Source organism: Phyllobacterium sp. MT110 (assembly GCF_058792715.1).
In genome coordinates this window covers 866,512-891,650 of record NZ_JBXAFE010000001.1, presented here as the reverse complement: position 1 = coordinate 891,650, position 25,139 = coordinate 866,512, and the positions used below count along the sequence as shown (strand labels likewise).

Sequence of the window (25,139 nt, the reverse complement as noted above, 5' to 3'; positions counted from 1 at the left end):
AGCACATGGCCGGACTGTATCTGGAAGAATTCGAAGTCGGGCACGTGTTCAATCACAGCCTGCGCAAGACCATCACCGAGAGCGACAACATGCTGTTCTCGGTCATGACGCTCAACACGCAGCCGCTGCACATCGATTTCGACTTCGCCGCCAAGACCGAGTGGGGCAAGCCGCTGGTCAATTCGCTGTTCACGCTCGGCCTGATGATCGGCATCTCCGTCAATGACACCACCATCGGCACGACGATTGCCAATCTGGGCATGACCGACGTGACCTTCCCCGCGCCGCTGTTCCACGGCGATACCGTGCGGGTGGAGACAACGGTGCTTTCAACGCGGCCGTCCCAATCCAAACCGGATCGCGGCATCGTCGCGTTCGAGCATCGCGCCTACAACCAGAACGGCGTTCTCGTTGCCAAATGCACGCGTCAGGCGATGATGAAATCCAGGAGCGCTGCCTGATGCGCTCGCTTTTGTTCGTGCCGGGCGATTCGGAAAAGAAGCTGGAAAAGGGTCTTGCCAGCGGCGCGGATGTGCTGCTGATCGATCTGGAAGATTCGGTCAGCGCCGAGCGCAAGCCCGCTGCCCGGCAGATCGCGGCGGATTTTCTCAAATCGAACCGCGACAAGAGTTCGCCGCGCCTGTTCGTGCGCATCAACGATCTGGCGAGCGGCCTTGCCGATGCCGACCTCGGCGCGGTCATGCCGTCACTGCCCCACGGGATCCTGCTGCCCAAATCCAACAGCGGCAAGGATGTGACGCGGCTGTCGGCCAAGCTGAACGTGCACGAGGCCCATGCGGACGCGGCGGAAGGCTCGACGCGGATTCTCGCCATCATCACCGAAACCGCGCTCGGCACACTGTCGGCGGCCAGCTACCCCGATGCATCGGCACGCCTCATCGGCCTCACCTGGGGTGCCGAAGACCTGTCGGCGGTCATCGGCGCACGCGCGGTGCGCGATGACAACGGGCGCTATACCGACGTGTTCCGGCTGGCACGGGCCCTGACCATTCTCGGCGCTTCGGCCGCCGATGTCGCCGCCATCGATACGGTCTACATCAACTACAAGGACGATGCCGGGCTTGCCCTCGAATGCACTGAGGCGGAACGCGACGGTTTTACCGCCAAGCTTGCGATCCATCCGGCGCAGGTCCCGGTGATCAACGCGGTGTTCACGCCCTCGGCCGAAGCGGTGGCACAGGCGCAAAAGATCATCCGGGCCTTCGCCGAGGATCCCGCAGCGGGTGTCATCGGCATTGACGGGCTGATGTTCGACCGCCCGCACCTGCGCCGGGCGGAACGGCTGATGGGGCGGGTTGCGGCAACTTGAATCCGTCCGGGATGAGATCACCCCCCTCTGTCCTGCCGGACATCTCCCCCGCAAGGGGGGAGATCAGCTTTCAAAACTATTTCAGCCAATATTCAACATTGAAAATAGCGCGATGCCATTGATGCCGATGTGATCTCCCCCCTTGTGGGGGAGATGGGCGGCAGCCCAGAGGGGGTATTTGCAATGATATGTGCAAGCCCCGGCGAACACCCTCACCCCTCCCACTTCGGCCGGAACATCTGAAACGTTTCCGACACCGTGGCAAAGTCCATGTAGCCGAGCCGCGACACCGGCTGCGCCTTGGTCATGTCGACAAGGCCGTTGGTCAGGATCGCCTCGTCGATGTGAACGCCGACGACTTCGCCGGTGACCATCAGCGCCTGCACCGGATTGCCATGACGGTCGGCCGGATGGCGGATGTCGGTGACGACGCATTCCAGCGTTGCAAAGGCTTCTGCCACGCGCGGCGCGCCGATCAGCCGGCAATCGGCGGCATTGAGGCCGGCATATTCGAACTCGCTGACGCCGCGCGGCGCATTGACCGAGGTCTTGTTCATGGCCACCGACAGGTTGGCGCTGACGAGATTGGCGGCAAATTCCCGCGTTTCCTCGATGAAGGTGACGCTGTCCTTGCGGCCTTCCGAGGAAAACATGATCAGGCAGGGTTTCGTGCTGATCATGTTGAAGAAGGAATAGGGCGCCAGGTTGATTTTGCCCTCCGCCGAACGGCTGGATATCCAGCCGATAGGACGGGGCGAAACGATGGCCTTCAAGGGATCGTGCGGCAGGCCATGGCCATCATCGAACTTGTAGAACATGGCGGCTCAGCCCTTCCACGGTCCGGCATATTCGGACAGGATATCCTTTACCTCGGGACGCGGGCGTTCCGGCACTTTCGTGTCGCAGCTGCCGATATGGACGAAACCGGCCACCCGCTCATGCGGCGCCAGCCCGAGCAGCGCCCGGCCCTTCTCATCGGATGAATACCAGTTGCTGATCCAGTTGGTGGCGTAGCCGAGGCCGTTGGCCGCATGGACGAGGTTCATCGCCGCCGCGCCGGAGGACAGGAACTGCTCCCATTCCGGAATGTGATGATCGACCTTGGAGAAGATCACGCCGATGACCAGCGGCGCGCGGGCAAAGCGCTTCAGCTCCTGCTCACGCCGCTGTTCGGTCAGCGGCCCTTCCCGCTCCTCGGCCAGATCGGCGAGATATTTGCCGACCTCGACGCGCGCATCGCCGCGATAGAGGACAAAACGCCAGGGTGTCAGGCGGCCGTGATCGGGCACGCGCGCGGCGATGCGGACCATGGTTTCGATCTCCGCATCGCTTGGACCGGGAAGGCCAATGGCGGAAATGGGGGTTGAGCTGCGCTGCGACAGAAATTCAATGATGGGAGAAGGCATGAAACGGGGTACCAGATGCTGTTTTTCGAATGGGCGGACAATGTCGCGGTTTCACCGGCCGTGTAAAGTCATGATCGCGTGAAAAAGCCTTGAAATTGCCACCGGCTTCGGATCAAAACAGTGCATGGGCATATTCGACACTCAGAAAGTGGGCTTCGGCTCCGGCACATCCTGGATTTTGCCGGCGGCACTGGCAGCAACCCTGTTGACCACGGGCGCCTGGGCGCAGGCACTTGCACCCGACATCGCCACGCCCGATGTGGAATTGCCGTCGATCCCCAACCTCAACCAATATGCCAACCCGAAAGCCCCGGCCAACAATCCGCTTGCCGCGGAAGCCGAGCTGGTCCTGTCGGCGAAACTGGCGGAGAACGGCGAAAACATCGGCCGCGGCCTCGTCTGGCGCGTGTTCTCGCCGGATGCCGATGCGGATGGCAAGCTGCCCCTGCTGGCAACGGCCAAGGGTGGCACGACCTCGTTCAACCTCGCCCCCGGCAGCTATCTCGTGCATGTGGCCTTCGGCCGGGCGGGCGCCACCAAGCGCATCACCATGACCCGCACCAAGCGCAACGAGACGATGATTCTCGACGCGGGCGGCGTCAAGCTCAACGCGGTTCTGTCCGGCGGCGCGCGCATCCCGCAGGACCAGCTGCGATTCTCCATCTATGAGGATCACGAGGACGCCAGCGGCGAACGGGCGCTCATCATCCCCGACGTCAAGCCGGAAAGCGTCGTGCGGCTGAATGCCGGGACCTATCAGATCGTCTCCAATTACGGCACGGCCAATGCGGTCATCCGCGCGGATATCCGCGTCGAGGCCGGCAAGATCACCGAGGCCAATGTGGAGCACCGTGCCGCGCAGCTGACGATGAAGCTGGTGCGCGAGGCGGGCGGCGAAGCGCTTGCCGATACCGCCTGGTCGGTGCTGACGACCTCGGGCGACATCGTGCGCGAAAGCGTCGGCGCCTTCGCCTCCATGGTGCTGGCGGAAGGCGAATACGTCATCATCGCCAAGAACAAGGACAAGATTTACCAGCGCGATTTCAAGGTCGTTGCCGGGCGCAACCAGGATGTGGAACTTCTGGCGACCAACGGTGCCAGCGCCGCCTCCACCGCCAATCAGCCCGCCAGCGGCGACGATCCGCTGGACTGAGCCGCAGGACCGGGCCGCTGGACCGGGGCTCAGCGGCGCGTTGCGGCCGGAGCCAGCGCAAACACCGCGCCATACATATAATCCAGCAAATTCTTGCGGTCGGCCAGCGGCGCCAGTTCCGACCAGTCCATTGTCCGGCCGATGCGCACGGTGATGGCCTTGCCGGACAGCTTGCGGAATTCGCGGATGAGCAGCGAGATGCGCAGCGTCATTGAAATCTTGCTGGCGAGATGGAAAACCCGGCCGTTCTGCCCGCCGAAATACACCGGGATGACCGACGCCTTGGCCTGCTGCACCAGCTTGGCCGGAAAAATCTTCCAGGGCAGATCCTCCGCCCGGCCAAAACCCTTGGGCGCCGTGGCTACGCCGCCCGCCGGAAAGACGACGATGGTGACGCCCTCCTTCAGCAAACGCACCGCCTCATGGCGGGTGGCCATGTTCATCGCCACCGCTTCCTTGGTTTCGTCGAAGCAGACCGGCAGCGCATAGGGGCGGATTTCCGGCACCTTCATCAGGTCGTTGTTGATGAGCACGCGGAACGGCCGGCCGAGCTGTTCGGCCAGCGCCAGCGCGGCAATGCCGTCGCCGATGCCGAAGGGATGGTTGGCGACGATCACCAGCGGCGTATCTGGCAGATGCTGCGGCGGCCACTGGTCCGCAACGTCGAGCCTGATGTTGATCAGGTCCATCATGCGGCAGAACACATCGATTCCCGCCGGGACGATGTCGGTGCGCCAGGCATTGTAGAGCCGGACATAATGGTCGCGGCCGGACAGGCCTTCAATCGAACGGATCAACCATTGGGTGATGCGCGACTGGGTGTCATTGGCGTAGGAGAGTTCTCTGAACTGCACGATCGCATCCCGGCAAATAATGAAACGGCTGAATAGTCACGCAACTCCATGACAGCGTGATGAAAGTCACCACGCTGTCACAAAGCAATGTGCGGCATCTGCTAGATTACTTTGTGTACTGGCGCAACAGAGGACGCATTTTACGACACCTTTGCGGCGTTCGTTCATTTTTCCCGCCGTATAGGGCAAGTGCCACAAGCCGCCTGTCACGTTACCGCCAGGACGGCTCCGGTATCGTACTGACGCACAAAATCGACCCGCGTGCCGTTCCAGTGATAGCTGTAGTGCCGTCCCTGGACAGGAATGGTTATGACGTCCGGCCAGAAGATGCCGATGCATCGTTGACCGGGCATTCGAACGCTGTTCCACAGGAGGCCATCGCTTCCCGCGGCCCGAAGTCTACGTCCCTCAACGTGCGAAGCGGTGTAATCGTGCGGATGAAGAACGTCAGGCACCACATTCACGTCATCCAGTGCCCGGTCCACGCTGCCCACCAAGACGCGAAAGTCAGACGTCCACCCCGGAGGCTGCGGCGTTGAACGCATGAATTTCTGATGATGATGTATGGTTTCGGCGACGGCGACATCTTCACTCTCGCCTGCATAGTAGATGCCATAGCTTCCGTCCGTGAAGCGACCCGGCCGTCCTGTGGAGCAATGGACAAAGGGGGCCATGACATAACTGGCGCCGATGCCCGAAACGCGACGGTGCGCGGGTACCTTGCCAAGATCGCCCACCTCAAATCGAATGCGCGGATTCGTTTTCGCCTCGACAGCGACAAGAGCCTCCCAGTCACGCGGATCGGCGATGTCCTCGAACAAATCGATAGGCGGATAGATGGATCGGATGATGCGGTAGGTTTTGGGCCACTGTACCTGGGTTCGGACAGCAAGCCCACTTACCACGCACTGCGCTCCGCATCGAGCCATTCACGCATTACCGCCAGATCAGAAAGCTCGCCTTGCAGCATCACGTCGAGCGCTGACTTACCGCCAAAAGCCGTATTGGGCGCTTTAATCCACTCATATCCTCGTGCTGGCTCCTTAAACAGGTGTCGGACGCCCTTATGAATACCCATCAGGTGAGCCATCCGCATTTTCAGGTCTCGGTCGACACGCCCCACATTGCCTTCTTTCCAGCGTGCCCACGTGCGGGCTGACAAACCACCGAGCAAGGTGCAAGCTTGTGCATCCGTGAGCTTCCAGGCACTGAAGAGGTTCACCGTTGTGCGGGCAAGCGCCCCTGCTTCCACATCGGTGATCTCAGCAGATGATCTGTTGAATGGGGTTGAAGCAATAGGCTGGAGTTGCATGGCACTCTCTCTTTCTGGCATAAAATTAGCACATTATCGCCAATTGGCAAGAGTCATCTTTTCAGCGACCAGATCAAGCGGACGGCTTTTGCAAACGACAATCTCGTCGCACTTCCATTGGATTGTTTTGGGTGAGCGCCGGTCAGATTCAGCTCAAACGCTTCGACACCTGCCATATGCGATTTATGCTTCGTTTTCCCCGATCACGGCGCCCATCCACATTGCATTTGTGGAGGCAGTTTATCAGGCGATGCGCATCCCAGGAATCCGCAGAGCTACCGAGGCATACAAGCCCGCCTTGCTCAACGCCCGCTGAAACAACTGTATTCACTGGCACACGCAACTCCATGACAGCGTGATGAAAGTCACCACGCTGTCACAAAGCAATGGGCGGGATTACTCCGCAGCGGCGCGCAACAGGTCCGGCGGCGTGGCTTCCTCGCCGAGCTGCCGGATCGCATCATCAAGGCTGAGCGACGTCTGGTTCTGCGAACCCAGACGGCGCATGTTCACCGTCCGCTCCTCCGCCTCGCGCATGCCGCAGACAAGAATGACCGGTACCTTCTGCAGGGAATGCTCGCGCACCTTGTAGTTGATCTTCTCATTGCGGAAATCGGTGATGACCTGCAGCCCCGCCGCCTTCAGCTCCTTGGCGACCTGCCTGCCGTAATCGTCGGCTTCCGTGGTGATGGTGGCCACAACCACCTGCACCGGCGCAAACCACAGCGGCAGATGACCGGCAAAGTTTTCGATGAGAATGCCGAGGAAGCGCTCCATCGAGCCGCAGATGGCGCGGTGGATCATCACCGGCTGCTTCTTTTCCGACGTGGAGTCGATGTAGAAGGCACCGAACCGTTCGGGCAGGTTGAAATCGACCTGCGTCGTGCCGCATTGCCATTCGCGGCCGATGGCGTCCTTCAGCGTGTATTCGAACTTGGGGCCGTAGAAGGCACCCTCGCCCGGCAGAATGCCGGTCTTGATGTCGTTCGACTGCTGCTGGATCTGCTCCAGCACACCCATCATCACGTTTTCAGCCCGATCCCACAGCGCATCGGAACCGACGCGCTTATCCGGGCGCGTCGACAGCTTGATGGTGATCTCGTCGAACCCGAAATCCTTGTAGACGGACAGGATCAGGTCATTGATGCGCAGGCATTCGGCCGCCATCTGTTCGTCCGTGCAGAAGACATGCGCATCGTCCTGCGTGAACCCGCGCACGCGCATCAGCCCATGCAGCGCGCCCGACGGCTCATAGCGGTGCACATTGCCGAATTCCGCAAGCCGCACCGGCAGATCGCGGTAGGACTTCAAGCCATGCTTGAAGATCTGCACATGTCCCGGGCAGTTCATCGGCTTGAGCGCGAAGACGCGCTCGTCGTCTGTTTCATCGCCGGCGACCGTCACCTTGAACATGTTGTCGCGATACCAGCCCCAGTGACCCGACGTCTCCCACAGGGACTTGTCGAGCACCTGCGGCGCGTTGACTTCCTGATAGACGCCGTCGAGACGGCGGCGCATGTAGCTGACCAGCGTCTGGAACATGCGCCAGCCCTTGGCGTGCCAGAACACGACGCCGGGGCCCTCCTCCTGGAAATGGAACAGGTCCATTTCGCGGCCGAGCTTGCGGTGATCGCGCTTTTCCGCCTCCTCCAGCACATGCAGGTAGGATTGCAGCTCGGCATCGGTGGCAAAGGCAGTGCCATAGATGCGGCTGAGCATCGGGTTGTTGCTGTCGCCGCGCCAGTAGGCACCGGCCACCTTCATCAGCTTGAAGGCATTGCCGACCTGGCCGGTCGAGGCCATGTGCGGGCCGCGGCACAGATCGTACCAGTCGCCCTGCGCGTAAATCTTCAGGTCCTGCCCTTCCGGGATCGCATCGACCAGCTCGACCTTGTAGGCCTCGCCCTTGTCGGCAAAGACCTTGCGGGCCTTTTCGCGCGACCAGATTTCCTTGGTGAACGGCCTGTTGCGGGCGATGATCTCGCGCATCTTCTTCTCGATGAGCGGCAGGTCATCGGGGGTAAAAGGCTCGTTCTTGGCAAAATCGTAATAGAACCCGTTCTCGATCACCGGGCCGATGGTGACCTGGGTGCCCGGAAACAGCTCCTGCACGGCCTCGGCCAGGACGTGGGCGCAATCGTGCCGGATCAGCTCGAGCGCACGCGGATCGTCGCGGGTCAGTATCTCGATGCTGCCGGAATGCTGCAGCGGGTCGGACAGATCGCGCACGACCCCGTCGACCGCATAGGCCACGGCCTTCTTGGCCAGGGATTTCGAAATGGATTCGGCAAGTTCCGCACCGGATATGGCCGCGTCGTATTCGCGCTTCGAGCCATCGGGGAATTGCATGGATACAGTTTTGGAAACTGTCTGTGACATCAGTTGCTCCTATCCAGTCCCGCCAACAATCGCGGGTGGTGTTTCATGACCGGAACGGCTCCGGCGAGCGGACTTTTATGCGCAGAATGATCCGGCGTAAAGTGGCGGTTGCGGAAAAGCGGGTTTTGGCCGCTGCAAGTGGGTGGTGCGTGGTTCGCCCTTCGACAAGCTCAGGAAGCTCACCATGAGGGAGCTGGGTGGGCTGCAAGGCCAATCGCGAACGTTGCAGAACTTAGCTCCCTGTAATCATCCTCCTCCCTCATGGTGAGCTTGTCGAACCACGCACAATCTGATGCCAATCATCATCCAACGTGCGGCCCTATTCCCGGCGCAAGCGCACCCCCGGACCGCTTGCGGAGGTCTGGCCGTCATCAAGCAGTTCGACACCGGCCGTAAACAGCGCGCTGCGAATGGCTTCCAGCGTGTCGATCCTGCCGCGAACGATTGCTTGGCCCGCCCCCTCGAAATTACGGATCGTGTTGATGCCAACCCCGGCTGCATCGGCAAGGGCTTTCTGGTCCATCCCCGCCAAGGCACGCGCCGCTTTAATCTGGTTCCCTGATACCGGCATGCACACTCCAGACACATTTATTTGGGTTTTTACCGCGTTGTGGCGCTGGCACAAATCGGCAGCCCTACGTATCGGGACAGAACTGACTTTAATATAGATAACAATAGTAAACTAAAGATATCTATTGTTTTCTAAAGACATTCATATATAAAGGCAGATATCGTTCAGGAGTCGTCGTGGCCCGCCCCAAACCCCAAAGCGCTATTCGCTTTCCTCTCTCGTCGGTTTTCGGAACCGAAGCCAACGTCAGGGTCGTGCGTGAACTGTCACGCCATGGCGGTCAATTGGATGCATCCACTCTCGTCAAGAGAACAAAACTGACGCTGCCTTCTGTGCTCAATGCGCTTTCCATTCTCGTCGCGTTCGGCATACTTGACGAAGTGGGCAGCGGACGCACTCGACTTTTCAGCATGAGCCGAATATCGCCGCTCAACACGTCCATTCTGTCTCTCTTCGATGCAGAAGAGGCACGCTTCAATGCTGTTATCGACGCTGTAAGAGAGTGTGTGGCCTCACTCGGCAACAAAGTGATGGCGGCATGGATTTATGGCAGTGTCGCCCGGGGAGAAGACCGTGCGGAGAGCGATCTGGATGTTGTCCTTATCGCTCAAGACGAAGATGTTTCGTCTGTGCAAGGCGGGAGCGTCGATTTTCTGTTGGCCAGAGGTGAGGCCCTATCGTTCTCGCCATCGGTCAATACGCTTTCACGCGCCGATCTTAGACGATTAATGGAAAACAATGATCCGTTATGGAAAGCATTTGCTGCCGATGCTTTGGTGGTAAGCGGTCCGCGACCCACGTCCATCTTCCAAGCAACTCCCGATAAGGAAACTCCGGCGTGACCAGAAGCGGCTCCACGAAAGCAGTTGATGCCAGCCATGGTTTAAATCGCCTGACGATCGCCAGAGCATTTTTGGAATCCGCGCAGAATCAGGTGGCCATAGCGCAATGCGGCACCCTGGGAAACCCGATCGCCGCGACGATCGTCAATGCGGCAATCGCCTATACGGATGCCTTGACTGCAACCTTCGGAAACAAGATAAACCAGCAGGACCATTCGGCTATGGTGAAGACCCTGCGTCAGGTTATGGGTAATCGCCTACCGAAGGCCCAAGAAACGAAATTGGCCCGAATACTCGGGAATAAAGACCTGGCCCAATATGGCGGGCGTTTCATGCTGCTCTCTGACGCCCAGTCACTGCTGACCCAACTCGAAGAATACGCCGTGTGGGCCGAATCCGAGATGGCCCGCGCTTAATCGGCGCCCGGGTGGCGTTAGACCAATGCTGACAACCCATTCTATGTATTTTGTTTGCTCACACCCCAGTACCGCCACGGCAGGTACCAGACAAAACGCTTGTCCAGCGTCGTCGGCACGGGATCGTGACCGCTGGTGCCGCCCGGCCCGCAGCGGACAAACCGGAACAGGCCCATCCAGCCTCCGGTCCACAGGCCGTAACGGGCGATGGATTCATAGGCATATTCGGAACAGGTCGGCAAGTGGCGGCAGGAATTGCCGATGAAGCCGGACAGCGTCAGCTGGTACAGCCGGACGAAGGCCGTGCCGAACAGCCGCCCCGGCGTTTTGCGCCATGGTCCGTTCCAGTTGCGGGAATATTTCTTTCCCGCCGCAGGGGAATGGTTGTGGGCGGGGTCAGCGCACATCGGCGGTTCAGGCGGCCGCTTCGGCGTTTTTCTTCTCGATCTGGTCGAGGCAATCCACCACCGCCTCGAAGGTCAGCATGGTGGAATTGTGCCGGGCCTTGTAGTCGCGCACCGGCTCGAGAAATTTCAGGTCTTCAAAGCGCCCCTGCGGCGGCGCCCCATTCTCTTTCAGCATTTTGAACATGGCATCGCGCACAGCGTGCAATTCCTCGCTGGTCGCGCCGACCACATGCCGCGCCATGATCGACGACGACGCCTGGCCGAGCGCGCAGGCTTTGACGTCATGGGCGAAATCCGTCACCACGCCGTCCTTGACCTTGAGATCGACGATCACCGTCGATCCGCACAGTTTCGAATGCGCCGTAGCGGTTGCATCGGGATTGTCCAGACGGCCAAGGCGCTGGATATTCCCGGCAAACTCCAGAATGCGCGTGTTGTAGACGTCATTGATCATATTGAGCTTCCGCTGGTGACACGGCCCGAAGCGAAGCGCAAACAGACAATTGTCCATCGCTTTGGCCCTATGAATCCCGAATTCACTCTCTATATAGTATGTGAGCGGGCGAGCACAAAGCGCCATGGCGTAAATTCTGCGTCAATGGTAGATGTAGTCGCCCAGGTTCAGCCTCAGGGCCAAGCCGGCTTCAATACACCACGTATTCGTTTCGGAACGACTATCGTGTATTGCCGTTTAACTCGTCGCTCCCTTGAGGGCGACTACGGGAGATCGCGATGGATGCGGTAATAAAAAGTTTGCAGTCACCGACTGGCAATCAGAACAACCTACGACGCCCAACCCAGGAAGAAGCGGAAGCTGCCGTTCGCACGCTGCTGCTTTGGGCCGGCGACAATCCGGACCGTGAAGGCCTGCTCGACACGCCGCAGCGCGTGGCAAAAGCCTATAAGGAACTGTTTTCGGGCTATGATGAAGACCCGGAGGAAGTGCTCGGACGCACCTTTGAAGAAGTTGCCGGTTATGACGACATCGTCTTCATCAAGGACATACCGTTCTTTTCGCACTGCGAGCATCACATGGTTCCCATCATCGGCAAGGCGCATGTCGCCTACCTGCCCGATGGCGAGAAAGTGGTCGGCCTGTCGAAGATCGCCCGCGTCGTGCATATCTATGCCCGCCGCCTGCAGACGCAGGAGAGCATGACAGCCCAGATCGCCAATGCGATCCAGGGGTCGCTGCGCCCGCGCGGCGTGGCCATCATGATCGAGGCCGAGCATATGTGCATGGCCATGCGCGGCATCCGCGTGTCCGGTTCGACGACGACCACCACCACCTTTACCGGTGCCTTCAAGGGTGACGTCAACGAACAGGTCCGCTTCATGACCCTCGTCAAGGGTCGCTAAACCAGTCTTTTCCAGAATTGGCAGTCATGTCCAACGGTTCCTTTTCGTCGCCCCTTGCCGACACACATGCAAACGAAGAAGGCGCGGTGTTCGCACCGCGCTTCGATGCCGCCGGTCTGGTGACCGCCGTCGTCACCGACGCGCGTGACGGCCACCTCCTGATGGTGGCGCACATGAATGCGCAATCGCTGCGCCTGACTTTGGAGACCGGCATCGCCCATTACTGGTCGCGGTCGCGCCAGTCGCTGTGGAAGAAGGGCGAGACCTCCGGAAACCTGCAGACCGTTGTCAGAATGCGCACCGATTGCGATCAGGACGCGCTTTGGCTGGAGGTAACGGTGGCTGGAAACGGCCCGACGTGCCATACTGGCCGCCGATCATGTTTCTACCGTCAGGTCGTCAGCGAAAATGGCACATCCCATCTGGTCATGACGCCGGAGGCGTAGCATATTTCTGCTCTCCGGTGCCGTTGATCGGATGCTCTCGTTTTCGTTGGTTGGCTAAGCGGCCATAATTCCGCAATATTCATCCTTTGGATACCAAAGTGAGGGGATAATGTGCGAATACGACTTTAGGAGTGCATGCCATGCTCGAATGGGCATCGCGACGGCTACGTGCGGCAGAACCGATTGGCGTTACGAACGGTCCTGAAACACCGGTCATGGATCCGTCCCCCCACAGTGACAAGAGAGCCCCAATCGCGTTGGCCCTGGGCGGCGGCGCGGCGCGCGGCTGGGCGCATATCGGCGTGCTGCGCGCGCTCGACGAGGCCGGTATCGAGATTTCGATGATTGCGGGCACGTCGATCGGCGCGCTGGTCGGCGGCTGTTATCTCGGCGGCAAGCTCGACCAGCTGGAAGAGTTCGCGCGCAGCCTGACCAAGCGCGGCATTTTCTCGCTGCTGGACCTGCGGTTCGGCGGCAGCGGCCTGTTCGGCGGCATGAAGCTTGACAAGCGCCTGCGCGATCATCTCTCCGCGCTTTCCATCGAAGACCTGCCGAAACCGTTCATCGCGGTGTGCACGGAGATCAATACCGGCCATGAAATCTGGCTGACGCGCGGCAACCTGATCACCGCCATGCGGGCATCCTATGCCCTGCCCGGCGTGTTCGAGCCCGTCGAGTGCAACGGCCGCATCCTGGTGGACGGCGCGCTGGTCAATCCGGTGCCGGTTTCCGTCTGCCGTTCCTACGAGCAGCCGCTGGTGGTGGCGGTGAACCTGCACTACGACCAGTTCGGGCGTGCCGCCGTGATCAAGCATTCCGCCGGAGCGACGCTTGCCGCCGATGCCGAACGCGAGGGCGCGGTGGCGCATTTCCGCGCGGCGCGCGCCACGCGGCTTGGCATTACGGGCGTGATGATGGAATCGTTCAACATCATTCAGGACCGGATTTCCCGCGCCCGCATGGCCGGCGATCCGCCTGACATCGCGCTGCTGCCGAAAATCGGCCATGTGGGACTTGCCGAGTTTCACCGCGCCGACGAGGCGATCAAACTCGGCTATGAGGAAACCATGGCCCGGCTCGGCGAGCTCGAGCGCATGCAGAAGGTCGTGTTCTGACACGACCTCAGCAACCGCTTCAGGCGGTTGCGATATAACTGCGAATTTCCTGGGACTCGCGCTCCACTTCCTCGATGCGCAGCTTCACCACGTCGCCGATGGACACGATACCGTGCAACCGGCCATCCTTCTCGACCGGCAGGTGGCGGAAGCGGCCGCGGGTCATCATTTCCATGACCTGGTTGACCGTATGCTTTTCCGAGCACACGCTGACCTTGATGGTCATGATTTCGGAAACGGGACGCCAGAGCACATCGGCGCCATCGGCAGCAATGGCGCGCACGACGTCGCGCTCGGAGAGAATACCCTTGATGGCCTTCTCGTCATCGACGATGACAATGGCGCCGATCTTGTGCTTGGCCAGTGCGGCGACCGCGTCGCCAAGGGTCGTTTCGGGTGCTGCGCTAAAAACGTCGTAGCCTTTGCGTTCCAGTATCATTTTGACTGTCATGTACGTCCTCCTTGCACATAAGTCCTAACGCTGACCGCCGCGATCCTCCTTTATCCCGGCGATCAATGCGCCATGGTGCGCGTATGTTGCCCCCAATGCAACAGCTTTGCAATCATGCCGACAATTCAGCGCCGGTCGCTGCGGTCAAACAGGGCAATGCCCAGAAACCCGATGAGAAAGCCGCCAATGTGCGCTTCCCAGGCAATCGTCGCGGCATCTCCCGGCACGACGGCGAAAAGGCCGGTGCCGATGTTGGTGATGAACCAGACGGCGACGAAAACGAGAACGGTGCGGGTCCGCAGCGCAACGGCAATCGGCAGGATCGGCCCGGTAAACGCCGCGGAATTGCGCTGGGTCGAGCGGCGGAAACCGAAGCGCGCGGCCGCCCCCATCATACCGGATATGGCGCCGGAGGCACCGACCAGCGGGATCGGGCTGGCGGGATAAATGGCAAAGTGCATCATGACGGCGGCAACGGCGGTGACGATCCAGAACAGCGACGTGCGCAGCGGCCCGATGCGCGCCGCCAATGGCGAGCCGAAGGCGGCAAGCCAGACCATATTGAGCGCTATATGGGCAAAACTGCCATGCATGAAGGAATAGGTGATGGTGGTCAGCCAGGCGGCGGGCGAATAAAATCCGCCGAACTGGGAAAACCGCGCGGGAATGAAGGCGTAATCCAGCAGGAAATTGTTGTCCTGCGCCTCGGTCAGCACATAGTTTTCAACCAGAAACACCGCGGCGCAGATGGCGAATATGGCGAGGATGACGCCGGGAATGTTGAAGATCGGCTCGCGTGCCGGTGATTGATCAGGGGTGCTCATAGGTCCGTCATTCTTCCCGCAACTGATTCAGTGCAATGCCGTGCTTAGCAGCAAACTCTCCAAACAAAAATAAGGCCGTTCAATGATGTTGAACGGCCCCGAGCTGGATACATGAACATAGAACTCTACTCGCCCCCCTTGTCGCATGCCTGCACCGCCCGCTCAATCTAAACCATTTGTTAACCTTAATCGTCCCCTGCGGTGGACGCAGCCGCTTCGCCAATGGCGCTTCCCGCCTGCCGGTGCCAAAGTCAGCGCTCGTGGACAGCGGGGGTTCGCGGCGCGTGGTTCGACAAGCTCACCATGAGGGAGGTTGTGGGTTGCAGGGAGTCATAGTCTGCGGCGTTTGCTATTGGCATTGCAGCCAGACCACACCCTCATGGTGAGCTTGTCGAACCACGCACCCCATACGGCGCAAGACCGGAATATCAACAGGAAGCAGCATATGCGGCACGACGGAACCAGCGAGATCTTCGCCTACTGGAACGATCTGCGCGGAACCCGCGCAGCGCCGGAACGGCGGGAGATTTCGCCCGCGCTCATCCGCTCGCGCCTGTCCGAAACCTTCATCCTGCGCGCCAGCGGCCCCGGCGAAGCGCGGTTCCGGCTGGCCGGAACGCGCATCTGCTCGATCTATGGCCGCGAACTGAAAGGCCAGAGCTTCAGCTCCATCTGGCAGGCCAAGGACAAGGCCGTCATCGCGCGCATCGTCGCCAGCAGCCTGACCAGCAAGACCGTCGTCCAGTCGACCTATGAGGGCAAGAGCAGCCGCGGGCGCAAGATGCTGTTCAACCTCATCCTGCTGCCCCTCGCCAACGAGGTGCATGAACGGCACCTGCTGGGCATGATCGCACCGGCCGGCAAGCCGTTCTGGCTGGAATCCGACGCGATCATCGAAAACAGCCTGCGGTCCATCGCGATGATCGATCCGCGCAATGCAGCCAACAAGCCTGCCGGCGGGGTCCGGGCTGAAGATCACAAGCCCCTGATTTCCAATATACTCCTGCCTGCTCCCAATGGCAGCCGCCGGGTCAGGCATCTCATGGTCTTCGACGGCGGGAAAATCTTGGACTAGGTTAGTAAAACCTAAGCAGAGCACGCCTGCGTTACATCGCCGTTAAGACTTGTGTTCTAATCTTCAGAGATAAAGAGTCATTTTAAGCCTTCGGACACACTTCATGCATCTGACCCGTGACGATTCAACCCAGACTATCGCCACGACGGGAAAATTCCATCGCGTGAAGGTCGAACTTTACGGCCGCTTCATGCTGGAAGACCGGACCGAACATGTCGGTCAGATCAGTGAAATGTCGCCGGGCGAGGCCCTGTTCACCACGGAGGTCATGGCCGGCACGGGCGAGCGCATCATTGCCTATGTCGATCATATCGGCCGCATCGAAGGCACGGTGGAGCGCCTCGTCAGCAACGGCTTTTACCTTTCGCTCGTCGCATCGGAGCGCAAGAAGAACAAGATCGCGGCGCAGCTGACCTGGCTTGCCAACAAGCATGAACTGGACATGCCGGAAGACCGGCGCCACCAGCGTATCGCGCCGCGCAATCCCATTGCCAAGCTCGGCATGGCGGATGGCCGCGAATATCCCTGCCGCATCATCGATTTGTCGATCTCCGGCGCGGCGGTTGAAATCCGCATGCGCCCTGCCCTGCACAGCCAGGTCGTTCTCGGCTCCATGCGCGGGCGCGTCGTGCGCCATTTCGAGGAAGGCATTGCCATCGAGTTCGCGACGGTCCAGAGCCGGGAAGCCATCGAAATCTCCCTGCAGAATTAAATATCCTTCGCTTGGTTACCAAATGACTTCAGCGTGCAAGCCATAGAGCGGCGCGCTTTAAGCGATCATAAATAATTGCCCTCTGAGAAAAACCAAACTTTAACCGAAATATACTTCGCATACTTCACTCAATTCATGCTTTAAACAAAACAGTAATATTCAATAATACTTTGCAACGGGCGATAGTTTATTTTTTGCTACCCGTTTTGTTCGGATTTATTGCTTCAGATTTCCGTCAGATCAAGGTCTCCCTGTCATTGTCACCTCAACCGGGGAGACGACGGTATGATAAAAAGCATAATTCTTGCGGGCGCAGCCCTTCTGTTGATGAGCATAGGCACCCAGGCGGGCCCGGCGCGGTCCACGGCGACGGTGATGCAGACCGGCGGGCGCACTTCGCAGCCCATCGGCCATTACGATTTCTGCCAGATCTACCAGGACGAATGCCGCATCCGCAGCATCAGCGACACGCCGGTGTCCCTGACGCCAAAAGTCTGGGCGCAGCTGGTTCAGGTCAACACCCAGGTCAACACGGATATCAAGCCAGCCACGGATATGGAAATCTACGGCGTCGAGGAATATTGGGGTTATCCCGACAAGGTCGGCAATGTCGGCGACTGCGAAGACTATGTGCTGCTCAAGCGCCGGATGCTGATGCAGCGCGGCCTGCCCGTCAGCGCGCTGCTGATCACCGTCGTGCGCCAGATGAATGGCGAAGGCCACGCGGTTCTGACCGTGCGCACCGACCGGGGAGACTATGTCCTCGACAATCTGGAACCGCAGATCAAGCCGTGGAACGAAACGAGCTATGACTATCTGAAGCGCCAGTCGACACATTATACCGGCGCATGGGTGTCCATCACCGACGACCGCCAGGTTCTGGTCGGCAGCATCGGGAAATAATGCCGGACAGGATCAGCTGACCTCAAGCCCCCGCATGAAGCGCCGGCCGTTCTCGACATAGTGGGCGGCGGAAAGCCGGAGCTGTTCGATGGCAGCCTCGTCCAGCGTGCGGATCACCCGCGCCGGCGATCCGACAATCAGCGCATTGTCAGGGAACTCCTTGCGCTCCGTCACCAGCGCCCCGGCACCCACCAGCGAATTCCTGCCGATTTTCGCACCGTTGAGAATGATGGCGCCGATGCCGATCAGCGTGTTCTCGCCGATGGTGCAGCCGTGCAGCATGGCGCGGTGGCCGATGGTGCAGCCCTCGCCGATCGTCAGGGGATAGCCCATATCCGTGTGCATCACCGTATGTTCCTGCACATTGGTGTTGCGGCCGACATGAATCAGTTCATTGTCGCCGCGCAGAACGGCACCGAACCAGATGCCGGCATTTTCACCGAGAAAGACCTTGCCGACCAGCGTCGCATCGGGTGCGATCCAGTTTGACGGGCGGTGTTCAAATTCAGGCGCGTGGCCGTCGAGCGTGAATAGGGGCATCGTTCCTCCTCAGATTCTTCACGCTTAGCTTAGCGAGCCGCCGCCCGCTTGGCGATGCCGATGCGAATACAACTTTCACGTGTGGTTAACCATAAATCAGCACTTTGACGTTAGCCTTCCTGTCAACCGAGGCAACAGGACCTGAAGGTTGATGCAAGCTTCCGCACAGCGCGTGGAATCGATAACGGGCAGCCCCTTTCTGCAGCGCATTTTCTATGGCGTCGCGGCGCTGGCGCTCCTGACCATCGGGCTTGTCGTTGCCGGGCATTATTTCGGCCATACGATTTCCCTCGGCGGGCACACGGAAAACACCGATGTGCATGAGGTGGTGATCGGCAACAGCGTGCTGGCGCTGCCGGCCAACACCATCCGCTTCCGGGCGCAGCGGCGCGATGGGGTGGCGCAGCGGGTTGACCTTTACCTGCACTGGCCCGACATGCAGGGCTACCAGCCGGAATTCATCCGGGATTTCAACGGCGCGGGCGAAAAGAAGGCGCTGCTCTTCCTGACGTTTGAGCCGCGCGCAACCTCGCGCGACATGTCCGGCCGCTACGGTCCGGTCTACAGTACCCTGACGGACGGCCCCGGCATCAAAGGCCCGGCAGGCCTGACCATCCAGACCTTTCGCGCCACCAGCGGTTTCGTCAGTGAACAGCTCGTCTCCTCACCGGAAAGCAAGGGCCGCAGCTTCTTTGTCGCACGCTGCCTCGACGAGGCGACGTCGAAAAGCAACCTCGCCTCCTGCCAGCGGGATGTTTTCATCGGTGAGGATCTGCAGCTGACCTACCGATTCCCGCGCGAATTTCTCGCCAACTGGCAGGAACTGGAGCAAAAGGTCCTGGCCTTTGCGCAAGGCCATCTCAAGACACCGAAGTGACGCCGAATGCGGGCGGCACTTCCATTCCAAACGGCGTTAACCGTCAGAGATCCATGTCGAGAATGGCCATGGAGAAGTTGTAGGACAGTTCGCCCTCGTCTTCATCCTTGTAGATCAGGCCGAGAAATTCATCGCCAAGATAGAGTTCAGCCGAATCGTCCTTGCGGGGACGGGCCTTTACCGTGAGTTCCGTGTTTCTGAATGTACGCTTGAAATAGCTGTCGAGTTTTTTCAGTTCTTCGGGTTTCACGCGGTTTCTCCTGTCGAATGCAAAATTGTGAAGCGGGCTTGTGGCATGCAGCAACCGGCCCTGTAAAGGGCCGGCATGTTCGTTTCAATCACTGAAGCGCCCGGTTTCAGTCGAAATTGGTGATGAGCTGGTCCATGGCGCGGGACGGTTCGGCGCAGCCGGTTTCGCCAACGACCCGGGCGGGAACCCCGGCGACGGTGACATTGTGCGGCACGGGCTTGAGCACCACGGAACCGGAGGCAACTTTCGAGCAATGGCCGATTTCGATATTGCCAAGGATGCTGGCCCCGGCGCCGATCAGCACGCCGTGGCGAATTTTTGGATGACGGTCGCCGGTTTCCTTGCCGGTGCCGCCGAGGGTGACGCCCTGCAGGATCGAGACATTGTCCTCGATGACGGCGGTCATGCCGACGACGATGCCGGTGGCATGGTCGAAGAACACGCCCTGCCCCATCGGCACGGCGGGATGGATATCCGTCTGGAAGACGGAGGATGAGCGGCTCTGCAGGTAGAGAGCAAAGTCCTTGCGGCCCTCGTTCCACAGCCAGTTGGCCAGCCGGTGCGTCTGGATCGCCTGGAACCCCTTGAAATAGAGGATCGGCTCGATGAACCGCGTGCAGGCGGGATCGCGGTCATAGACGGCCTGGACATCGACGCGCAGAATCTGCGACCAGGACGGCGTGGCGTCCATCATCGCGGTAAAGGTCTGGCGCAGCAGCTCCGACTCGACATCCGGATGATCGAGCCGCTGCGAAATGCGGTGAATAACCGCCTGCTCCAGCGACTGGTGGTTGAGAATCGTGGTGTACAGGAACGTCGCCAGCAGTGGCTCCTGGCGGATGGTTTCCTCGGCTTCGGCACGGATGGACAGCCAGATCGGATCCATCTGCTTGACCGATCCGGTCATTTTCATCGGGTTGCTTGTGGACATGTCCTACTCCAGGCAATCAGCCAATAGTCTTGCGTTGTCACCAGCATACGGCAAAAGCGATGGGTTGACACCCCAAATTCACCGGGCTGAAACAGTGTCGCGGTCTATGCGTGGTTCGACAAGCTCACCATGAGGGAGGTTGGTGCTGTAACGCTCATCGGAACCATTGCAGAAGAGTGCTCCCTGCAATCCTCCACATCCCTCATGGTGAGCTTGTCGAACCACGCACCACACATCTTCTTGCGGTTTACACCGCCGCCATCAGAGCGGATGGGCTTGCAGGAACCGGATCACCGCTTCCTTGAACACCTTGTCGCCGACGGCGAGCATGTGATCGCGGTTGGGGATGTCGATGGCTTCGCCCTGCGGCATCAGCGCCGCCAGCCGGTGCGGGCTGCCGCCGATGTCGTCCTTGGTTCCCACCGCAACCAGCGCCGGCTGGGTGATGCGCGCCATATTGGCTTCGCTGATTTCCTCCTTGGAGGTGATAACGCAGGCGGCCAGGGCAATCTTGTCGCTTCTGGTCTTGTCGGCGAACATGCGGAACATTTTTCCGCGCGGATGCGTCACCGTCTCGGCGTCTTCCGCCAGCAGCGCCTCGGCGATGGGATTCCAGTCGCCAGCGCCTTCCACGATGCCGATGCCAAGCCCGCCGAAAATGACGTCATGCACCAGTTCGGGATGTTCCAGCGCCAGGAAAGCGGTGATGCGCGCGCCCATGGAATAGCCCATCACATGGGCTTTCGCGATGCCGAGATGCCTGAGCAGGGCCGCGGCATCCCCGGCCATCAGGGTCGGCGTATACAGCGATTTTTCATGCGGCTTGTCCGACTGGCCGTGGCCGCGATTGTCGATGGCAATGGTCCGGTAGCCGGCGGCGGTCAGGGCCGGCACCCAGCCGGGCTGCACCCAATTGTAGAAGTGCGACGAGGCAAAGCCATGGATCAGCAGGACCGGTTCGCCCGCGCCCTCATCGAGATAGGCGAGCTTCAATCCATCATTCTCAAAAAACTGCATGGGGTCGGGACTCATTGATCTGGTCAAAAATGGTAAGGGGCTTTTTTCCTGGAAACAAGGCGCAATGCTATGGGTCATCGTGCGTGGTTCGACAAGCTCACCATGAGGGAGGTGGAGGATTGCAGGGAGCTATATTCTGCAACCCATCAGATTGGCCTTGCAACAAACCACCTCCCTCATGGTGAGCTTGTCGAACCACGAACCACGAACCACGCGAATGCAGCCTATTTTTTGCTGCAGGTGCCGCAGACCGCGGCGATGGCCGGGTGATGCACCTTGTCGCCGACCGCAACGCCGAGCCGCCGGGCCGTGCCTGCCTTGACTTCGATGACGAACCGCGCGGGACCGCCGGAGGAAATCGTCGTCCGGGAAAACGGCACCGCATTGGCGCGAATCGCCGACACACGGCCGTTTTCATCGAGGAAAATCATGTCGAGCGCCGAAGGGGTATTCTCCATCCACATGGTGACGAGACGGCTGTCCTCGAACACGAACAGCATGGCGCTGTTGTCCCTGAGGTCGGTGCGGAACATCAATCCCCGCTCGCGCTCCTCGTCGGTATCGGCCACCTCCACCTGAAAGGGAACATCGCCCCTGGCGGTGTTGATCACCAGCGGCGCCGCATCGATGGGCAGATGCATCGGCTTCTGATCGGCGGCGGGCACGGCCGATGTGGCAAGGACCAGCGCAAGAAGGCCGATCAGCAAAGACCGGCACACGCGCAACAGCCTGTTCATGGGATGTCTTAGTGGGATGCCGGCAGCTGCGTGCCGATATCCGGGTGAATTTCCGAAGCCATCAGGCCCTTGTCACCATTGCCGAAGCGGACCAGCACCACCTGTCCCGGACGCAATTCGGTCAGGCCGAAGCGGCGCAGGGTTTCCATGTGGATAAAGATATCCTCGGTGCCTTCGCCGCGGGTAAGAAAGCCAAAGCCCTTGGTGCGGTTGAACCACTTGACCAGAACGCGCTCCAGTCCGCTCGACGGCGTGACGGTGACATGGGTGCGCACCGGCGGCAGTTCGGTCGGGTGAACGGCGGTGGAACTGTCCATCGAGAGCACGCGGAAGCACTGCATGCCGCGCTCGCCCTGCTTGACTTCGCACACGACACGCGCGCCTTCGAGCGCAGTCTGGAAGCCGTCGCGGCGCAGGCAGGTCACATGCAGCAGGATATCAGGCAGATCAGCATTGTCGGGGATCACAAAGCCATATCCCTTGGCGACATCGAACCATTTGATAGCGCCCGAAACCTCGATGAGGTCGAGGCCATCGGCTAATTGTTCATCATCGGGGGAATGCCGGGCTGATACTGGTCTGTCTGACATGAAGCGAGCCCCTCCTCTCCTGAAAGCAACCACTGATTCTCTGGAGTCAGAATAACACCTGTCCAATGGATGAGGGCAAGTATCATCTGGCTGTTTTTGTTGAAAAACAGGTGCAAATCTTGTGATGACCGGTTCAACCACCCGTTGTAAGCCTGTCAATTTGTGGCGTCATGAAAATAATGTTACCAAAAAGATGTAGGCGCCTAGCCCGGCGATCGCATGATCACCCCGGGGCAATGACACGATTGCCCGGGGCAATTGCACAATTGCCCGGGGCAGCCGTCCGGTTGCTGCCGCCTTTCATACACTGACGCACACATCAAGGGAAAACGATGCGCTATCTTCACACAATGGTCCGCGTCCGCGATATCGATGAATCGCTGGATTTCTACTGCAACAAATTCGGCCTTGAGGAAATTCGGCGTACGGAAAACGAAAAAGGCCGTTTCACGCTGATTTTCCTGGCCGCTCCCGACGACAAGGGCCGCGCCGTGGCCGAACGGGCGCCGGAACTGGAACTGACCTACAACTGGGACCCGGAAACCTATACGGGCGGGCGCAATTTCGGCCACCTCGCCTATGTCGTCGACAACATCTACGCCACCTGCCAGAAGTTGCAGGACAGCGGCGTCATCATCAACCGCCCGCCCCGCGACGGCAACATGGCCTTCGTCCGCTCGCCCGACGGCATTTCCATCGAAATCCTGCAGAAAGGCGTACCGCTGCCGCCGCAGGAACCCTGGCTGTCGATGCCGAATACCGGCAGCTGGTAATTTTTATGCCGATGTCATCGCCGCCGCCTGAGAGGCGGCGGTGATGGATCACTAGGAACATCCGTACGACTACCAATACCTTGCGCAAAGCATTTATTGTACGTACATTAAATGCAGATTGTCTGGGACGAACTGAAGCGGCTTGCCAATATCGAGAAACACGGTCTCGACTTTGCCGATTTGTCCTCCGAGTTTTTCGTCCATGCGGTTACGATGCCGGTCAATCGAGGCCGTTCCAAAGCCGTCGGGCGCCTGGCAGATGGAACAATCGTGGTGATTTTCCTTGCCCTTGGAACGGAGGCACTTTCGGTCATATCGATGCGCCCCGCCCGGAAAGATGAAAGGAAGCTGATCTGATGGCTGTCAAACGCGAATTGCAGAAGGCATTCCAACCGGGTCGCGGCTATACCAGGGAAGACTGGGATGCCGTCGACAGCCCCGAGCTGACCAAGGAAGAAATGCAACAGATGCGGCCGTTCAGGGAGGTGTTTCCCGAACTCGCCCGCGAAATCGACAAGGAGATCGCCGCGCGTGGCCGCCCGCCTCTCGCCGTGACCAAGACGCCGGTCACCCTGCGGCTAGACCCGGATGTCCTGGCAAAATTCAAGGCCACGGGCAAAGGCTGGCAGAGCCGCATCAACGACGCCCTCAAACAGGCCAAGGTGAAATAATCATCCGCCCGATGCGGATGGCAAAACACCTCCGTACGACTACCAATACCTTGCGCAATGCATTTAATGTACGTACATTAAATGCAGATTGTCTGGGATGAACCGAAGCGCCGACAGAACATAGCCAAGCACGGCTTGGATTTTGCCGACCTGCCTATTGAATTCTTCCTGACGGCATATGTCGGATCGGCAAGGAACAGCCGGTTCAAAGCCGTTGGCGCATTCAACGGGCAGCTTGTCATCGCCGTGCTGTTTCGCCCGCTGGGCTCGGAAGCCCTGTCGATTGTCTCCATGCGCCCCGCCAGCCGGAAGGAAAGGAGCCTATGATGAACAGCAAATTCAAACACCTGCTCCCCCTAAGCGATGAGGAGGAAGCCCGAATACAGCGGGGAATTGCCGAAGATCCGGACAATCCCGAACTGACCGACGACGAAATCCAACAGATGCGGCCGTTCAGGGAGGTGTTTCCCGAACTCGCCCGCGAAATCGACAAGGAGATCGCCGCGCGTGGCCGCCCGCCTCTGGCCGTGACCAAGACGTCGGTCACGCTGCGGCTCGACCCGGATGTTCTGGCAAAATTCAAGGCCACGGGCAAAGGCTGGCAGAGCCGCATCAACGACGCCCTCAAACAGGCCAAGGTGAAATAATCATCCGCCCGCTACGCACGGCTTCAAACCGGCTCCTGGCGTACAGCGTCCAGCACCGCACTGATCGCGGCAATCCGCTCATCGTGGATATCGGACGCGGCCATGCACAGCACTTCGACAAGGTTCTTGACTTCAATCAGCAGATTGCTGGCATCCACCAGCTGGGTTGATCGATTGCTCATGAGGGAGTCTCGCTATCATATAAATCCAAAAATTGTTATTTTATCAACCATACTTAAGTTATTATCAATTATCCACCGCGTCAAGCTCGCTTGTTAAAAAATCAATTACAGAATACAAAAAACCATGATTACTCCTGAGCAAATACGCGGCGCACGGGCGATGCTGGGACTGACCCAGGCGGAGCTCGCAACGCTGGCTGGCATGTCGACAACCGGCCTCAACAATATCGAGCGCGGTCTGGCCGACCCCAAGGCGTCCACCTTGCGGGCTATTCAAGCGGCGCTTGAAGCCAAGTCCGTGGTTTTTCTCGGCGATGGGCAAAACATCGATGGCGGGCCGGGTATCCGGCTGCGGCGGGAATAAGTTCC

General features: G+C 59.6%; 37 protein-coding genes. 19 read left to right on the top strand and 18 right to left on the bottom strand.

Going from position 1 to position 25,139, the window contains the following annotated elements; all coding sequences use genetic code 11:
* The first annotated feature begins 5 nt into the window (after positions 1-5).
* Together AC1Q5O_RS04745 and AC1Q5O_RS04740 are read left to right on the top strand one after the other, a co-directional pair.
* Positions 6-461: a MaoC family dehydratase gene (locus tag AC1Q5O_RS04745; RefSeq protein ID WP_223615109.1), complete on the top strand. Its 456-nt coding sequence runs from the start codon at positions 6-8 to the stop codon at positions 459-461.
* On the top strand, positions 461-1,330 hold the full coding sequence (locus AC1Q5O_RS04740) for an HpcH/HpaI aldolase/citrate lyase family protein (RefSeq protein ID WP_492561996.1): 870 nt from the start codon (positions 461-463) through the stop codon (positions 1,328-1,330). The genes AC1Q5O_RS04745 and AC1Q5O_RS04740 overlap by 1 nt, the downstream gene beginning before the upstream one ends.
* A gap of 212 nt (positions 1,331-1,542) precedes the next feature.
* Here the strand turns inward: AC1Q5O_RS04740 and AC1Q5O_RS04735 are convergent, their stop codons facing one another.
* Together AC1Q5O_RS04735 and AC1Q5O_RS04730 are read right to left on the bottom strand one after the other, a co-directional pair.
* Positions 1,543-2,148, bottom strand: a complete 606-nt coding sequence (locus tag AC1Q5O_RS04735) for a flavin reductase family protein (RefSeq protein WP_492561995.1) — start codon at positions 2,146-2,148, stop codon at positions 1,543-1,545.
* A 6-nt stretch (positions 2,149-2,154) separates the two neighbouring features.
* Positions 2,155-2,736: a nitroreductase family protein gene (locus AC1Q5O_RS04730; RefSeq protein ID WP_223615112.1), complete on the bottom strand. Its 582-nt coding sequence runs from the start codon at positions 2,734-2,736 to the stop codon at positions 2,155-2,157.
* Positions 2,737-2,860: 124 nt separating this feature from the next.
* Between AC1Q5O_RS04730 and AC1Q5O_RS04725 the strand changes: the two genes are divergently transcribed.
* Positions 2,861-3,889: an RgsD C-terminal domain-containing protein gene (locus AC1Q5O_RS04725; RefSeq protein WP_492561994.1), complete on the top strand. Its 1,029-nt coding sequence runs from the start codon at positions 2,861-2,863 to the stop codon at positions 3,887-3,889.
* Between the two features lie 29 nt (positions 3,890-3,918).
* Here the strand turns inward: AC1Q5O_RS04725 and AC1Q5O_RS04720 are convergent, their stop codons facing one another.
* The 3 genes from AC1Q5O_RS04720 to AC1Q5O_RS04710 all read right to left on the bottom strand — a co-directional run bounded on the left by AC1Q5O_RS04720 (position 3,919) and on the right by AC1Q5O_RS04710 (position 6,055).
* The gene (locus tag AC1Q5O_RS04720) at positions 3,919-4,743 is read right to left on the bottom strand and encodes a lysophospholipid acyltransferase family protein (RefSeq protein ID WP_464660107.1); all 825 of its coding nucleotides are present in this window, start codon (positions 4,741-4,743) and stop codon (positions 3,919-3,921) included.
* A 206-nt stretch (positions 4,744-4,949) separates the two neighbouring features.
* Positions 4,950-5,648, bottom strand: coding sequence for an RES family NAD+ phosphorylase (locus AC1Q5O_RS04715; RefSeq protein WP_492561993.1), 699 nt, complete (start codon positions 5,646-5,648; stop codon positions 4,950-4,952).
* Positions 5,642-6,055 carry an MbcA/ParS/Xre antitoxin family protein gene (locus tag AC1Q5O_RS04710; RefSeq protein WP_492561992.1) on the bottom strand — a complete coding sequence of 138 codons (414 nt, stop codon included), beginning with the start codon at positions 6,053-6,055 and terminating at the stop codon, positions 5,642-5,644. Before AC1Q5O_RS04710 ends, AC1Q5O_RS04715 begins: the two co-directional genes overlap by 7 nt.
* Between AC1Q5O_RS04710 and AC1Q5O_RS04705 the strand changes: the two genes are divergently transcribed.
* Positions 6,054-6,371 carry a hypothetical protein gene (locus tag AC1Q5O_RS04705; RefSeq protein WP_492561991.1) on the top strand — a complete coding sequence of 106 codons (318 nt, stop codon included), beginning with the start codon at positions 6,054-6,056 and terminating at the stop codon, positions 6,369-6,371. The genes AC1Q5O_RS04710 and AC1Q5O_RS04705 overlap by 2 nt on opposite strands.
* Positions 6,372-6,451: 80 nt before the next feature.
* On the opposite strand, the gene thrS is transcribed toward AC1Q5O_RS04705, so the two are convergent.
* On the bottom strand, positions 6,452-8,434 hold the full coding sequence (thrS, locus tag AC1Q5O_RS04700) for a threonine--tRNA ligase (protein ID WP_492561990.1): 1,983 nt from the start codon (positions 8,432-8,434) through the stop codon (positions 6,452-6,454).
* Between the two features lie 319 nt (positions 8,435-8,753).
* Entirely contained in the window at positions 8,754-9,005 is a 252-nt protein-coding gene (locus AC1Q5O_RS04695) for a helix-turn-helix domain-containing protein (RefSeq protein ID WP_492561989.1), read from the bottom strand.
* A 176-nt stretch (positions 9,006-9,181) separates the two neighbouring features.
* On the opposite strand from AC1Q5O_RS04695, the gene AC1Q5O_RS04690 reads away from it, so the two are divergent.
* Both AC1Q5O_RS04690 and AC1Q5O_RS04685 read left to right on the top strand, forming a co-directional pair.
* Entirely contained in the window at positions 9,182-9,847 is a 666-nt protein-coding gene (locus AC1Q5O_RS04690; protein WP_492561988.1) for a nucleotidyltransferase domain-containing protein, read from the top strand.
* The gene (locus tag AC1Q5O_RS04685) at positions 9,844-10,263 is read left to right on the top strand and encodes a hypothetical protein (protein ID WP_492561987.1); all 420 of its coding nucleotides are present in this window, start codon (positions 9,844-9,846) and stop codon (positions 10,261-10,263) included. Before AC1Q5O_RS04690 ends, AC1Q5O_RS04685 begins: the two co-directional genes overlap by 4 nt.
* 41 nt (positions 10,264-10,304) lie before the next feature.
* Here AC1Q5O_RS04685 and yidD read toward each other — a convergent pair whose 3' ends face one another.
* Together yidD and AC1Q5O_RS04675 are read right to left on the bottom strand one after the other, a co-directional pair.
* The gene (gene yidD, locus AC1Q5O_RS04680) at positions 10,305-10,670 is read right to left on the bottom strand and encodes a membrane protein insertion efficiency factor YidD (RefSeq protein WP_492561986.1); all 366 of its coding nucleotides are present in this window, start codon (positions 10,668-10,670) and stop codon (positions 10,305-10,307) included.
* Between the two features lie 7 nt (positions 10,671-10,677).
* The gene (locus AC1Q5O_RS04675) at positions 10,678-11,124 is read right to left on the bottom strand and encodes an iron-sulfur cluster assembly scaffold protein (protein ID WP_288193931.1); all 447 of its coding nucleotides are present in this window, start codon (positions 11,122-11,124) and stop codon (positions 10,678-10,680) included.
* Positions 11,125-11,402: 278 nt separating this feature from the next.
* Here AC1Q5O_RS04675 and folE point away from each other — a divergent pair, with 278 nt between their 5' ends.
* From folE to AC1Q5O_RS04660, 3 genes are all read left to right on the top strand, one after another.
* The gene (folE, locus tag AC1Q5O_RS04670; protein WP_223615120.1) at positions 11,403-12,029 is read left to right on the top strand and encodes a GTP cyclohydrolase I FolE; all 627 of its coding nucleotides are present in this window, start codon (positions 11,403-11,405) and stop codon (positions 12,027-12,029) included.
* 26 nt (positions 12,030-12,055) lie between these two features.
* A complete protein-coding gene (gene hisI, locus AC1Q5O_RS04665) occupies positions 12,056-12,475 on the top strand; it encodes a phosphoribosyl-AMP cyclohydrolase (RefSeq protein ID WP_403173479.1) in 420 nt (139 codons plus the stop codon).
* Between the two features lie 215 nt (positions 12,476-12,690).
* The gene (locus tag AC1Q5O_RS04660) at positions 12,691-13,590 is read left to right on the top strand and encodes a patatin family protein (RefSeq protein ID WP_464660099.1); all 900 of its coding nucleotides are present in this window, start codon (positions 12,691-12,693) and stop codon (positions 13,588-13,590) included.
* 19 nt (positions 13,591-13,609) lie between these two features.
* Here AC1Q5O_RS04660 and AC1Q5O_RS04655 read toward each other — a convergent pair whose 3' ends face one another.
* Positions 13,610-14,041, bottom strand: a complete 432-nt coding sequence (locus AC1Q5O_RS04655; protein WP_492561985.1) for a CBS domain-containing protein — start codon at positions 14,039-14,041, stop codon at positions 13,610-13,612.
* Between the two features lie 125 nt (positions 14,042-14,166).
* Entirely contained in the window at positions 14,167-14,865 is a 699-nt protein-coding gene (locus AC1Q5O_RS04650) for a rhomboid family intramembrane serine protease (RefSeq protein ID WP_288193936.1), read from the bottom strand.
* A gap of 445 nt (positions 14,866-15,310) precedes the next feature.
* Between AC1Q5O_RS04650 and AC1Q5O_RS04645 the strand changes: the two genes are divergently transcribed.
* From AC1Q5O_RS04645 to AC1Q5O_RS04635, 3 genes are all read left to right on the top strand, one after another.
* The gene (locus tag AC1Q5O_RS04645) at positions 15,311-15,940 is read left to right on the top strand and encodes a PAS domain-containing protein (RefSeq protein WP_492561984.1); all 630 of its coding nucleotides are present in this window, start codon (positions 15,311-15,313) and stop codon (positions 15,938-15,940) included.
* Between the two features lie 103 nt (positions 15,941-16,043).
* Positions 16,044-16,652 (top strand): PilZ domain-containing protein, encoded by a 609-nt coding sequence (locus tag AC1Q5O_RS04640; protein WP_464660094.1) that lies wholly within the window; start codon positions 16,044-16,046, stop codon positions 16,650-16,652.
* Between the two features lie 285 nt (positions 16,653-16,937).
* On the top strand, positions 16,938-17,555 hold the full coding sequence (locus AC1Q5O_RS04635) for a transglutaminase-like cysteine peptidase (RefSeq protein ID WP_403173460.1): 618 nt from the start codon (positions 16,938-16,940) through the stop codon (positions 17,553-17,555).
* A 12-nt stretch (positions 17,556-17,567) separates the two neighbouring features.
* Here the strand turns inward: AC1Q5O_RS04635 and AC1Q5O_RS04630 are convergent, their stop codons facing one another.
* The gene (locus AC1Q5O_RS04630; protein WP_492561983.1) at positions 17,568-18,095 is read right to left on the bottom strand and encodes a gamma carbonic anhydrase family protein; all 528 of its coding nucleotides are present in this window, start codon (positions 18,093-18,095) and stop codon (positions 17,568-17,570) included.
* Between the two features lie 151 nt (positions 18,096-18,246).
* Between AC1Q5O_RS04630 and AC1Q5O_RS04625 the strand changes: the two genes are divergently transcribed.
* Positions 18,247-18,972 carry a hypothetical protein gene (locus tag AC1Q5O_RS04625; RefSeq protein ID WP_492561982.1) on the top strand — a complete coding sequence of 242 codons (726 nt, stop codon included), beginning with the start codon at positions 18,247-18,249 and terminating at the stop codon, positions 18,970-18,972.
* A 43-nt stretch (positions 18,973-19,015) separates the two neighbouring features.
* On the opposite strand, the gene AC1Q5O_RS04620 is transcribed toward AC1Q5O_RS04625, so the two are convergent.
* The 5 genes from AC1Q5O_RS04620 to AC1Q5O_RS04600 all read right to left on the bottom strand — a co-directional run bounded on the left by AC1Q5O_RS04620 (position 19,016) and on the right by AC1Q5O_RS04600 (position 22,497).
* Positions 19,016-19,222, bottom strand: coding sequence for a DUF3126 family protein (locus AC1Q5O_RS04620; RefSeq protein ID WP_105733161.1), 207 nt, complete (start codon positions 19,220-19,222; stop codon positions 19,016-19,018).
* A 106-nt stretch (positions 19,223-19,328) separates the two neighbouring features.
* Positions 19,329-20,153 carry a serine O-acetyltransferase gene (gene cysE, locus AC1Q5O_RS04615; protein WP_492561981.1) on the bottom strand — a complete coding sequence of 275 codons (825 nt, stop codon included), beginning with the start codon at positions 20,151-20,153 and terminating at the stop codon, positions 19,329-19,331.
* A 261-nt stretch (positions 20,154-20,414) separates the two neighbouring features.
* On the bottom strand, positions 20,415-21,185 hold the full coding sequence (locus AC1Q5O_RS04610) for an alpha/beta fold hydrolase (RefSeq protein ID WP_492561980.1): 771 nt from the start codon (positions 21,183-21,185) through the stop codon (positions 20,415-20,417).
* A 209-nt stretch (positions 21,186-21,394) separates the two neighbouring features.
* Positions 21,395-21,907, bottom strand: coding sequence for a DUF192 domain-containing protein (locus tag AC1Q5O_RS04605; protein ID WP_492561979.1), 513 nt, complete (start codon positions 21,905-21,907; stop codon positions 21,395-21,397).
* A gap of 8 nt (positions 21,908-21,915) precedes the next feature.
* A complete protein-coding gene (locus AC1Q5O_RS04600) occupies positions 21,916-22,497 on the bottom strand; it encodes a cold-shock protein (RefSeq protein ID WP_223615133.1) in 582 nt (193 codons plus the stop codon).
* 332 nt (positions 22,498-22,829) lie between these two features.
* On the opposite strand from AC1Q5O_RS04600, the gene AC1Q5O_RS04595 reads away from it, so the two are divergent.
* The 5 genes from AC1Q5O_RS04595 (at position 22,830) to AC1Q5O_RS04575 (ending at position 24,588) form a co-directional block, all read left to right on the top strand.
* The gene (locus tag AC1Q5O_RS04595) at positions 22,830-23,270 is read left to right on the top strand and encodes a VOC family protein (RefSeq protein ID WP_492561978.1); all 441 of its coding nucleotides are present in this window, start codon (positions 22,830-22,832) and stop codon (positions 23,268-23,270) included.
* 111 nt (positions 23,271-23,381) lie between these two features.
* The gene (locus tag AC1Q5O_RS04590) at positions 23,382-23,627 is read left to right on the top strand and encodes a BrnT family toxin (protein WP_492561977.1); all 246 of its coding nucleotides are present in this window, start codon (positions 23,382-23,384) and stop codon (positions 23,625-23,627) included.
* A complete protein-coding gene (locus AC1Q5O_RS04585) occupies positions 23,627-23,941 on the top strand; it encodes a BrnA antitoxin family protein (protein ID WP_492561976.1) in 315 nt (104 codons plus the stop codon). The genes AC1Q5O_RS04590 and AC1Q5O_RS04585 overlap by 1 nt, the downstream gene beginning before the upstream one ends.
* Before the next feature lie 81 nt (positions 23,942-24,022).
* On the top strand, positions 24,023-24,268 hold the full coding sequence (locus tag AC1Q5O_RS04580) for a BrnT family toxin (protein WP_492561975.1): 246 nt from the start codon (positions 24,023-24,025) through the stop codon (positions 24,266-24,268).
* Complete coding sequence (locus AC1Q5O_RS04575; RefSeq protein WP_492561974.1) at positions 24,268-24,588, top strand: BrnA antitoxin family protein; 321 nt, start codon at positions 24,268-24,270, stop codon at positions 24,586-24,588. Before AC1Q5O_RS04580 ends, AC1Q5O_RS04575 begins: the two co-directional genes overlap by 1 nt.
* 23 nt (positions 24,589-24,611) lie before the next feature.
* Here the strand turns inward: AC1Q5O_RS04575 and AC1Q5O_RS04570 are convergent, their stop codons facing one another.
* Positions 24,612-24,770, bottom strand: coding sequence for a hypothetical protein (locus AC1Q5O_RS04570; RefSeq protein ID WP_492561973.1), 159 nt, complete (start codon positions 24,768-24,770; stop codon positions 24,612-24,614).
* 124 nt (positions 24,771-24,894) lie between these two features.
* On the opposite strand from AC1Q5O_RS04570, the gene AC1Q5O_RS04565 reads away from it, so the two are divergent.
* Entirely contained in the window at positions 24,895-25,134 is a 240-nt protein-coding gene (locus tag AC1Q5O_RS04565) for a helix-turn-helix domain-containing protein (protein ID WP_492561972.1), read from the top strand.
* Positions 25,135-25,139: the final 5 nt, after the last annotated feature.

Coding starts and splice junctions, on each gene's coding strand:
- AC1Q5O_RS04745 (WP_223615109.1), top strand. CDS start 6: ATGGCCGGACTGTATCTGGAAGAATTCGAAGTCGGGCACGTGTTCAAT.
- AC1Q5O_RS04740 (WP_492561996.1), top strand. CDS start 461: ATGCGCTCGCTTTTGTTCGTGCCGGGCGATTCGGAAAAGAAGCTGGAA.
- AC1Q5O_RS04735 (WP_492561995.1), bottom strand. CDS start 2,148: ATGTTCTACAAGTTCGATGATGGCCATGGCCTGCCGCACGATCCCTTG.
- AC1Q5O_RS04730 (WP_223615112.1), bottom strand. CDS start 2,736: ATGCCTTCTCCCATCATTGAATTTCTGTCGCAGCGCAGCTCAACCCCC.
- AC1Q5O_RS04725 (WP_492561994.1), top strand. CDS start 2,861: ATGGGCATATTCGACACTCAGAAAGTGGGCTTCGGCTCCGGCACATCC.
- AC1Q5O_RS04705 (WP_492561991.1), top strand. CDS start 6,054: ATGGCACTCTCTCTTTCTGGCATAAAATTAGCACATTATCGCCAATTG.
- AC1Q5O_RS04710 (WP_492561992.1), bottom strand. CDS start 6,055: ATGCAACTCCAGCCTATTGCTTCAACCCCATTCAACAGATCATCTGCT.
- thrS (WP_492561990.1), bottom strand. CDS start 8,434: ATGTCACAGACAGTTTCCAAAACTGTATCCATGCAATTCCCCGATGGC.
- AC1Q5O_RS04695 (WP_492561989.1), bottom strand. CDS start 9,005: ATGCCGGTATCAGGGAACCAGATTAAAGCGGCGCGTGCCTTGGCGGGG.
- yidD (WP_492561986.1), bottom strand. CDS start 10,670: ATGTGCGCTGACCCCGCCCACAACCATTCCCCTGCGGCGGGAAAGAAA.
- AC1Q5O_RS04675 (WP_288193931.1), bottom strand. CDS start 11,124: ATGATCAATGACGTCTACAACACGCGCATTCTGGAGTTTGCCGGGAAT.
- folE (WP_223615120.1), top strand. CDS start 11,403: ATGGATGCGGTAATAAAAAGTTTGCAGTCACCGACTGGCAATCAGAAC.
- hisI (WP_403173479.1), top strand. CDS start 12,056: ATGTCCAACGGTTCCTTTTCGTCGCCCCTTGCCGACACACATGCAAAC.
- AC1Q5O_RS04660 (WP_464660099.1), top strand. CDS start 12,691: ATGGATCCGTCCCCCCACAGTGACAAGAGAGCCCCAATCGCGTTGGCC.
- AC1Q5O_RS04655 (WP_492561985.1), bottom strand. CDS start 14,041: ATGACAGTCAAAATGATACTGGAACGCAAAGGCTACGACGTTTTTAGC.
- AC1Q5O_RS04650 (WP_288193936.1), bottom strand. CDS start 14,865: ATGAGCACCCCTGATCAATCACCGGCACGCGAGCCGATCTTCAACATT.
- AC1Q5O_RS04645 (WP_492561984.1), top strand. CDS start 15,311: ATGCGGCACGACGGAACCAGCGAGATCTTCGCCTACTGGAACGATCTG.
- AC1Q5O_RS04640 (WP_464660094.1), top strand. CDS start 16,044: ATGCATCTGACCCGTGACGATTCAACCCAGACTATCGCCACGACGGGA.
- AC1Q5O_RS04635 (WP_403173460.1), top strand. CDS start 16,938: ATGATAAAAAGCATAATTCTTGCGGGCGCAGCCCTTCTGTTGATGAGC.
- AC1Q5O_RS04630 (WP_492561983.1), bottom strand. CDS start 18,095: ATGCCCCTATTCACGCTCGACGGCCACGCGCCTGAATTTGAACACCGC.
- AC1Q5O_RS04625 (WP_492561982.1), top strand. CDS start 18,247: ATGCAAGCTTCCGCACAGCGCGTGGAATCGATAACGGGCAGCCCCTTT.
- cysE (WP_492561981.1), bottom strand. CDS start 20,153: ATGTCCACAAGCAACCCGATGAAAATGACCGGATCGGTCAAGCAGATG.
- AC1Q5O_RS04610 (WP_492561980.1), bottom strand. CDS start 21,185: ATGAGTCCCGACCCCATGCAGTTTTTTGAGAATGATGGATTGAAGCTC.
- AC1Q5O_RS04605 (WP_492561979.1), bottom strand. CDS start 21,907: ATGAACAGGCTGTTGCGCGTGTGCCGGTCTTTGCTGATCGGCCTTCTT.
- AC1Q5O_RS04600 (WP_223615133.1), bottom strand. CDS start 22,497: ATGTCAGACAGACCAGTATCAGCCCGGCATTCCCCCGATGATGAACAA.
- AC1Q5O_RS04595 (WP_492561978.1), top strand. CDS start 22,830: ATGCGCTATCTTCACACAATGGTCCGCGTCCGCGATATCGATGAATCG.
- AC1Q5O_RS04590 (WP_492561977.1), top strand. CDS start 23,382: ATGCAGATTGTCTGGGACGAACTGAAGCGGCTTGCCAATATCGAGAAA.
- AC1Q5O_RS04585 (WP_492561976.1), top strand. CDS start 23,627: ATGGCTGTCAAACGCGAATTGCAGAAGGCATTCCAACCGGGTCGCGGC.
- AC1Q5O_RS04580 (WP_492561975.1), top strand. CDS start 24,023: ATGCAGATTGTCTGGGATGAACCGAAGCGCCGACAGAACATAGCCAAG.
- AC1Q5O_RS04575 (WP_492561974.1), top strand. CDS start 24,268: ATGAACAGCAAATTCAAACACCTGCTCCCCCTAAGCGATGAGGAGGAA.
- AC1Q5O_RS04570 (WP_492561973.1), bottom strand. CDS start 24,770: ATGAGCAATCGATCAACCCAGCTGGTGGATGCCAGCAATCTGCTGATT.
- AC1Q5O_RS04565 (WP_492561972.1), top strand. CDS start 24,895: ATGATTACTCCTGAGCAAATACGCGGCGCACGGGCGATGCTGGGACTG.